Below are 7,904 nucleotides of genomic sequence, written 5' to 3'. Positions count from 1 at the left end.
GACGGGAGTTGAGATGCCGGCCCCGGTCGCGTCGCCGCGACCGCACGGGCTCGTTTCGGCCCGCGCCGACGTGCCGCACTCCCCGAGGGTTGGACGTGTCCACCTTTGTCCATAGGGTGGGTGGGATCCGGAACCCCGCGCCGCTCGAGGTGAGGATGGTCACGAGGTTTGACCCCGCCGACGCACTCGCGTAGCTTGAGCAGGTCATGCTGCCAGGCGTGCGGTAGCCCCGCGTGCGCAGTGCTGGCCCACACGCGACGCCCGTGTGTGCGATACCGACCTGTTAATGGAGTACTGCCGTGAGTAAGCGGACTTTTCAGCCGAGTAACCGGCGTCGTGCGAGAACGCACGGCTTCCGTCTGCGTATGCGCACCCGAGCCGGCCGGGCGATCCTGTCCGCACGCCGCCGCAAGGGCCGCGCCTCGGTCTCAGCCTAGGCACGTGCTGCCTGCGCGGTACCGGATGCGCGGCGGTGACGAGTTCTCCGAGACCGTCCGCCGTGGAACCCGCGCCGGTGGCCGCCATGTCGTGGCACACATCCTGACTCGATCCACCCACGCCGATGCGGCGCGGGTGGGTTTTGTCGTATCGAAGTCCGTCGGCAACGCCGTACGACGCAACCTCGTCAAGCGTCGACTGCGCGCCCTCATGGCTACGCGAGTCGAGCGCTACGCGGGCCGCAGCGTCGTCGTCCGTGCGCTTGCAGGCGCCGCCGATGCGAGCTTCGCCGACCTGGACAGCGACCTCGGCCGCTGTCTCGCGCGTGCCGAGGCGAAGGCGGGTGGCCGGCGATGACGCGTCGGGCGGTCGCGATGGTCTCCCGCGGATCGAGTTGGCTCCTCGTGAGTCTCATCCGGATGTATCAGGCCGTTGTCTCGCCGTGGTTCGCCCCGACCTGCCGGTACTACCCGTCGTGCTCGGCCTACGCGGTCACGGCCCTGCGGATGCACGGTCCCATCAAGGGATTCCTCGCCGCGGGCTGGCGGATCCTGCGCTGTAATCCCTGGTCTGCAGGCGGGGTCGACCCCGTCCCCGAGCGCTGGCCCGCCCGCCGTGTTTCACCCGGCCGTCTCACTCGTTCCACCCGTCACCACCGGTGCGCCCCGCCGCACGCCGGCTACTAGGAGATCCGTCAGTCCATGGGATTTTTCGACACCATCCTGTTCCCGATCAAGTGGGTCGTGGCGCACATCATGGTGGCCGCACACAACCTGTTCACCTTCATCGGGATGGACCCGTCCGGTGGCTGGAGCTGGCTGCTGTCGATCGTCGCCCTCGTGGTCGTCATCCGGATCATCCTCATTCCCCTGTTCGTTCGCCAGATCAAGGCGCAGCGGATGATGCAGGTGGTGCAGCCGGAGATCCAGAAGCTGCAGAAGAAATACAAGGGCAAGACCGATCCGGCGTCCCGGCAGGCCATGCAACAGGAGATGATGGCCATCTACAAGGAGAACGGCACCTCCCCGTTCGCCTCATGCCTGCCGCTCATCGCGCAGATGCCGATCTTCTTCTCACTGTTCCGGGTCCTCAACGCCCTGGGGCCGATCTCACGCGGCGAGGCCGACCCGATCGGCCCGCTCGACCAGGCCACGGCGAAGGTGGCCGAATCATCCGAGATCTTCGGCGCCTCGCTCTCCTCGACGTTCCTCGGATCCCCGAATATCGAGGTCAAGATCGTCACGGCGGTGCTCGTCGTGCTCATGTGCGCCACGATGCTCTTCCAGCAGAAGCACCTGACGCAGAAGAACATGCCGGCCTCGGCGCTCGACAACCCCATGGCGCGTCAGCAGAAGATGCTCATGTACGTGCTCCCGCTCGTGTTCGCGGTGTCGGGTGTGTCGTTCCCCATCGGTGTGCTCCTCTACTGGACCACGTCGAACCTGTGGTCGATGGGTCAGCAGTTCTGGGTCATCCACAACTCACCCACGCCCGGGTCGCCCGCCGCGATCGCGCTCGAGGAGCGCCGTGCACGCCGTCGCGCGCGGCGCGGTCAACCGGTGCTCGAGGACGACGCCGGCACCCTTCTGATCGAGGACGCACCCGAGCAACGCGTGAGCGGGCAGCGGCAGCAACCCAAGCGCAAGGATCGGGCGAAGAAGAGTCCCGGGCAGACCGCACAGCCGGTCGAGCCCGCCGATCCGGAGAAGTCGAGCCCCGCAGCGGAGTCGGATGCCCCGGCCGGTCCGCTCGAGGATGCCGCCCCGCCGGCGAAGAAGCCCGGATCCACGCAGGCCGCGGCGCGGAAGAGTTCGGCCGCCTCCGGCAAGAAGCCACCGAAGAAGAAGTAGGCACCGCAGCAGTTGCGGGTCCTCCCTCTCAGCACCACGATCCGAAGGGGTCATGATGACTAGCCAGAACACCACCACCGACGACTTGCGCGCCCGCCTCGAGAAGGAGGGCGACGTCGCCGCCGACTATCTCGAGGAACTCCTCGATATCGCCGATCTCGACGGCGACATCGACATCGACGTCGACCAGGGCCGCGCCTCGGTCGCCATCGTGACCGAGGCCGGCAGTGAGCACTGGCTCCGTAGGCTCGTCGGCGACGACGGCCAGGTGCTCGACGCCCTCCAGGAGCTGACCCGGCTCGCCGTCCAGGCGAAGACCGGTGAGCGGTCCCGGCTCATGCTCGACGTCGCCGGCCACCGGAAGGTTCGTCGGGATCAGCTCACCGCCCTCGCGGAGGATGCGATCGGCCGGGCGCAGGCATCCGGCGCGGAGGTCCAGCTCGAGCCGATGAACTCGTTCGAGCGCAAGGTCGTGCACGATGCGGTGACCGAGGCCGGCCTCCATTCGGAGTCGGATGGAGCCGAGCCGAAGCGTTATGTGATCATCCGGCCGAACTGATGTCCGATCTCATCGGTGACGACGAGGCCCGGTCTCGGGAGATCCTCGGGGTCGCCTTCGGTGGCGTCGAGCACTTCGGTGAGATGCTCGCGGCCGAGGGGGAACTGCGCGGACTCATCGGCCCGCGCGAACTCCCACGTCTCTGGCGTCGTCATCTGATGAACTCCGCCGCGGTCGCGCAGTTCCTGCCGGCGAGCGGCGCGGTCGCGGACGTGGGCTCGGGTGCGGGCTTGCCGGGGGTGGTGCTCGCGCTGCTGCGCCCGGATCTCGAGATGCATCTCATCGAGCCGATGGAACGGCGGGTGGAATGGCTGATCGAGGTGACCGAGGAACTCGGTCTCGACAACGTGACGCTGCACCGGGCACGGGCGGAGGAGGTGCACGGGCGGCTGCGGTGCGAGGCGGTGACCGCTCGGGCGGTGGCCGGGCTCGGAAAGCTGCTCCGGTTCACGATGCCCTTGGTCGCCCCGGGAGGGTCGCTGCTCGCGCTCAAGGGAGAGCGGGCACGGGACGAGGTGGACGAGGCAACGTACGTTCTGAAGAAGTTCCGCGCACGGGAGGTCGTGGTCCACGACGTCGATCTCTTCGACGACGCGGACGTCACGCGGGTGGTCGAGGTTCGCCGATAGGAGTGGGCGCCCTCAGGAGCCGGCCGCGCCCCGGGTGGAGTGGGCGTCCGCAGGACAGTATCGAGTTTGCTATAGCTTGACCCGTTGATGGAGTGGACTGTGTATTCGGACGGAGATTCCGGCCCGACCGGCTTCGCGGAACCGTCGCGTGGGGGCGAATGGGGCAATTCCATGGCCCACCATAGATCGATGAATCGCGATGATTCGACGGACGCCGCCGTGGCCGCGCGCCTCTCCCACGTGCTGCGGGTGGCCGCGCAGGTGTGGGAGTCGACGCTCGAGGGCACCGCCGGGTCGGGGCAGGTCCGAATCCTCAGGTCGGTCGCCGCCGGGGCGACGGGATTGGTGGAGATCTCGTCGGCCTTGGAGTTGGACCATTCAACCGTGTCGGTGGGGGTCCGCTCCCTCATCGGACGTGGGCTCCTCGAGTCGGCGTCCGATCCGCGTGACCGCCGGCGCCGGCGCGTCCGGATCACGGACGCGGGCGAGTCCCTACTCGAACGGGCCGCTGCGACCGAAGCGCAGGCCCTCGCCCGCGTGCTCGGACGGGTGGAGGAGGCCGAACTGGTGGCCGCGATCGAGGTTCTCGACCGGGTCGTCTCGACTCTCCGATAGGCGCGACCGTTCGGTGCGGCCGGTCCGCTTGGGCGCGTAGGCGCGAGGGGTCGCGCGAGCCGGGGCCTTCCGGGCCCGGGCCCGCTCGTTTCACGAGGAGACCCCGACGCGCTTGGCGTATCGAACCTCGGTGATGGCGGGGTCGAAGCGTTCCTCCAGCCGCGTCGCGCCGGTATCGCACCAGCCCTCGCGGGCGTAGAAGTGGCGGGCTCGGCTGTTGCGGGCGGCGACCCAGAGGTAGGCGTCGAGCGCTCCGCGGTCCGCGAGCTGGCGTTCGAGCTCGGCGAGGAGCATAGTTCCGACCCCGCGTCCCCAGCTCGAGGGATGGCAGTTGAGCATCCACAGTTCGAGGGTTCCCGACTCGACCTCGTCGCGGGGTGAGCCTCCGGAGGCGACGCCACAGATCGTTCCCTGGGGACTCTGCGCCACGAGCACTGCCCCGTCCGCGAACCCGGTGGCCAGGTCGTGGTGCCAGCGTCGCATGAGGAGTTCGTGGTCGAGTCCAGCCAGTTGCTGGTCGGACATGATGCCCGTGTACGCGGCGCGCCATGCGGCGATGTGAACACGCGCGATCCGCTCCGCGTCCTCGACGTTGGCGAACCGGATCGTCACGACCGGATGGCTGGCCATACGACGACGGTAGTCGCGGTCCAACGAGCTATCAACGCCGCGTGGAAGAGTGGTGTCGCGATCACAAGGTTGTGAAGATCCGCGGCGAGGGCTCGGGTTCAGCGGCCAGAACGACCAGCACGGCTCGGAGCGGTGTTCCAGCGGCGCCGATGAGTGCGATGGCCGGGTATCGATGGTTCTGTTCCACGTGAAACGAGATCGAGCAGCCCAAGCCGATGCGGTCCAGCTGATGATTCGACGTACTGTGTCGCGCTGTGGGCCACACGCGGCAGCGATGGGTGCGATGGTCGGGCACCGATGGTCGTGTTCCACGTGAAACGTAACTGATCCGCCATAGCCGATGTAGTTCCACCTGGGGATTCGACGAACTATGTTGCGCTGTGGGCCGCACGCGGCGCCGCGGGCCGGTGCCGTATGCATGAATGTCCGTCGGCAAGCTGGCTAGTTCCACGTGAAACAGTGACGGCAGCCGTAGGGCGGTGAAGTGCCGGCGTGATCTACGTCCGATCATCGTGCGAGTCGCGACCCGTCATTCCCATGGTCCGCGGCCCCAACCTCCCGTCGGGCGCACGGTGCCAGTCCGGTTGATACGAGCGCTACCCGCTCGCGCCCAGGTTGGTCGCGGGCATGCACAGCGACACTGTTCTCACACGGCCTGGATTCCTGGGCATCCCACCGAACGGGCTTGCTCTCACACCGCAGCAATGACATGTGGGCGCGAGTGGACCGAGGTCATCTCAACACGTGCTGTAATGGTTGGCCGGTCGTGCGTGGCGTCGTTCAGTCGTCGCCTCCCTGTCGGCCCGCGTTTCACGTGAAACGGAATTCCTTCCTGCAAAGCACCCGCCTAGCTCTCCCCCGGATTGTCTGAATCCGGGAGGCAGCTGCGTACCTGCGCGTCGGTACGTAGGACTCCGACGGGAGCGTGACCGGCGCAGGACGGAGAACGACTCTCACAGTGCGCGGATACCCACGGGCTCCTGAACGTACAGAGCGCACAACAATGAGTTGGCCGTGTCACGAAGCCAACGCCGACGAACGACCTGCGGCCGGATGCCGGCCTCCATCGACCCGATGCCCGACTCCGGCGCGGGACGATCACGGCAGTCACCCAAAGAAGTCGTACCGACGAAGGACTCGGGTAGCTCACCGCCCCCGGATCTGTTCCGTCGCGTGGTGACGGTCCAAGGAGACGGACAATCGATGAGTATGGAGCACGTGGTGCCATCGTTGCGTGACGTACGACAGGCTCGTGTCCTCGTGCACCACCAGTTCGTCGGCGTCGCGCTTCTCCCGGTGTTTCACGTGAAACCGTAGGGGGCATTGATTCGGAGGACCCTTGATTCACGGCGTTCGTCCGTGGCTACTGGTGGACGTTCCACGTGAAACAGGGACGGGGTGAGGTCACAGATCCATGGGGCGCCGTTGGTCTGGCCTGCTGTGAGTCCTCCAAGGCAACGAACCTTGGTGACCGTGTCGTAGACGCTCCCGTGCGCGACCGAAGGACGAGCAGGTAATGGGCCCCGCGAACGGGGGCGAACCGAAGGAGGCGCCAACATGGCCCCGGCGGCCCGTACGCTCGTGCCGCCGCGCGCCGGGTGGGGCGTAATGAGGCAACAGAGCCGGGCCGCTTGTTTCCACGGTTTCACGTGGAACGACGGACCAAGTCGGACGAGGGTAGTGGTTGATCAGGGCACGACATGCGCACAGTTTCATGTGAATCGTGAGTGTGGCCGGCTTCAGCCCGTCCGTGATGATCGCGGCTGGCCTGCTACGTTCCACGTGAAACGAGGCTGCGGTCAAACCGATCGCACCAGACTCATGATTCGTGTTGAGCTTAATCACCGAATCCAGCTGAGTTGAGGTCACGGTTCAATTCTTCGGGGTGTCACAGCGGCACCTCGTGCCGGACCTGCGGTGTGACACCAGTGGCGCCATCGGAACTGAAGGCCGGAGCCATCGTGCCGCAAGTGCTGCCGAGCGTAGCTGGGGGCCTTCCGTTTCACGTGAATCACGGGAACTCGTGCCGTCACCGACATGAGAGTCTCCCGAGCCCCGAGCCCCGAGCCCCGAGCCCCCGTGCCCTGAACCCCCCAGCCCCCAGCCCCCTGTTCCCAGCCCTCGGCTCTCGGCCCTCAGTCCTCCAGTTCCCAGCCCTCAGTTCTCGGTTCTCGGCCCTCAACCCTCAGTCCTCCAGTTCCCGGCCCTCGACCCTGAGCCCCCGGCCCTCAGCCCTCCAGTTCCCGGCCCTCAGCCCTCCAGTTCCCGGCCCTCTGCCCCAGCTCCCAGCCCTCAACCGTCAGCCGGCTTGGGCTCTTCGGCTCTCCGACATCTCACCAGCGACCCGCGGGTGCGCGAGCCGGCTGGTCGGCCGCGCTTCACAAATTTCCAGGATGGCTGGATCGCAGGAAAAATGGAGTGCAGTGCCTCGACGTCGATCAAGCCGGGGTTTCGCATGGGTGCTCGAGTCGAGGACGAGCACCCCAGTACAGCCACGTCCACGTGTCACCCCGGTAACGCGGGCCGCGGAGCCGGCGCGGTTACCATCGGCAGTGTCGGGCCTCGTTGCTCGTGCGGCAGATGAGTCAATCCGCCTCACGGATGCGCCCGAGATCCATGGGTGCTCCTCCCTCGCACTGGTTGTCGTCGCGTCGTCACTGCCGGTGCCACACCGGGCGTTGGGAACGCCCGCCGACAGGACGGGCGAGTCCGTGAACTGCGGGATGGCGCGAGTCACGAGCCCCTCGAGGTCTTCACCTCCCCGAAGTGGATGCGCAGACGCAACGTCATCGGGTGAGACTGTCTCGTGGCGCTCGAACCGAATCGAGTGCGCGGCGAGGCGGCAACGAGTTGACGACTTTCAGTCCCTGCCGGGGCTGCCGGGCCCAGGTTGGCGTGATCTGCACCGATCACTTGCCGGACTGAGCGTGTGGTCCGGGCACGTCTAGGGTCGAGTGGCCGGAATCGGCCCCGTGGTGGACATAGTGGCCGCGCTGAGCCGCCAGAGCCGACAACAGCCGACAAATGCTGACAAGAGCCGACAGGGCCGACAGGGCCGACAGGGTGGGCAGAGTGGGCAGACCGGGTCGATCACGCCGCGCCGGTCGGCCTGCTCAGGATGTCCGCCGGCGACGAACCCACCCGTTCGAGGAAGGCTGTCGCCTCGGGTCCGACAACGCTTCA

General features: G+C 67.1%; 8 protein-coding genes. 7 read left to right on the top strand and 1 reads right to left on the bottom strand.

Features of this window, described 5'->3' with window-relative positions; genetic code table 11:
* Positions 1-299 precede the first annotated feature (299 nt).
* From rpmH to GCE65_RS16065, 7 genes are all read left to right on the top strand, one after another.
* Positions 300-437, top strand: a complete 138-nt coding sequence (rpmH, locus tag GCE65_RS16095) for a 50S ribosomal protein L34 (protein WP_153879089.1) — start codon at positions 300-302, stop codon at positions 435-437.
* Positions 438-441: 4 nt separating this feature from the next.
* Positions 442-795, top strand: coding sequence for a ribonuclease P protein component (gene rnpA / locus GCE65_RS16090; protein ID WP_153879088.1), 354 nt, complete (start codon positions 442-444; stop codon positions 793-795).
* Positions 792-1,124 carry a membrane protein insertion efficiency factor YidD gene (gene yidD, locus GCE65_RS16085; RefSeq protein ID WP_152910618.1) on the top strand — a complete coding sequence of 111 codons (333 nt, stop codon included), beginning with the start codon at positions 792-794 and terminating at the stop codon, positions 1,122-1,124. Before rnpA ends, yidD begins: the two co-directional genes overlap by 4 nt.
* 15 nt (positions 1,125-1,139) lie before the next feature.
* Complete coding sequence (gene yidC, locus GCE65_RS16080) at positions 1,140-2,288, top strand: membrane protein insertase YidC (RefSeq protein ID WP_153879087.1); 1,149 nt, start codon at positions 1,140-1,142, stop codon at positions 2,286-2,288.
* Between the two features lie 52 nt (positions 2,289-2,340).
* Entirely contained in the window at positions 2,341-2,847 is a 507-nt protein-coding gene (locus GCE65_RS16075; protein WP_153879086.1) for a R3H domain-containing nucleic acid-binding protein, read from the top strand.
* Positions 2,847-3,476 (top strand): 16S rRNA (guanine(527)-N(7))-methyltransferase RsmG, encoded by a 630-nt coding sequence (rsmG, locus tag GCE65_RS16070; RefSeq protein ID WP_152910621.1) that lies wholly within the window; start codon positions 2,847-2,849, stop codon positions 3,474-3,476. Before GCE65_RS16075 ends, rsmG begins: the two co-directional genes overlap by 1 nt.
* A gap of 189 nt (positions 3,477-3,665) precedes the next feature.
* On the top strand, positions 3,666-4,091 hold the full coding sequence (locus GCE65_RS16065; protein ID WP_194928753.1) for a MarR family winged helix-turn-helix transcriptional regulator: 426 nt from the start codon (positions 3,666-3,668) through the stop codon (positions 4,089-4,091).
* A gap of 90 nt (positions 4,092-4,181) precedes the next feature.
* Here GCE65_RS16065 and GCE65_RS16060 read toward each other — a convergent pair whose 3' ends face one another.
* On the bottom strand, positions 4,182-4,721 hold the full coding sequence (locus tag GCE65_RS16060; protein WP_153879084.1) for a GNAT family N-acetyltransferase: 540 nt from the start codon (positions 4,719-4,721) through the stop codon (positions 4,182-4,184).
* Positions 4,722-7,904: the final 3,183 nt, after the last annotated feature.

The sequence above is a fragment of the Pseudactinotalea sp. HY158 genome, assembly GCF_009660225.1.
Taxonomy (GTDB): Bacteria; Actinomycetota; Actinomycetes; order Actinomycetales; family Beutenbergiaceae; genus HY158.
This window is presented reverse-complemented; position numbering and strand designations above follow the sequence as displayed.

Coding starts and splice junctions, on each gene's coding strand:
- yidD (WP_152910618.1), top strand. CDS start 792: ATGACGCGTCGGGCGGTCGCGATGGTCTCCCGCGGATCGAGTTGGCTC.
- yidC (WP_153879087.1), top strand. CDS start 1,140: ATGGGATTTTTCGACACCATCCTGTTCCCGATCAAGTGGGTCGTGGCG.
- GCE65_RS16075 (WP_153879086.1), top strand. CDS start 2,341: ATGATGACTAGCCAGAACACCACCACCGACGACTTGCGCGCCCGCCTC.
- rsmG (WP_152910621.1), top strand. CDS start 2,847: ATGTCCGATCTCATCGGTGACGACGAGGCCCGGTCTCGGGAGATCCTC.
- GCE65_RS16065 (WP_194928753.1), top strand. CDS start 3,666: ATGAATCGCGATGATTCGACGGACGCCGCCGTGGCCGCGCGCCTCTCC.
- GCE65_RS16060 (WP_153879084.1), bottom strand. CDS start 4,721: ATGGCCAGCCATCCGGTCGTGACGATCCGGTTCGCCAACGTCGAGGAC.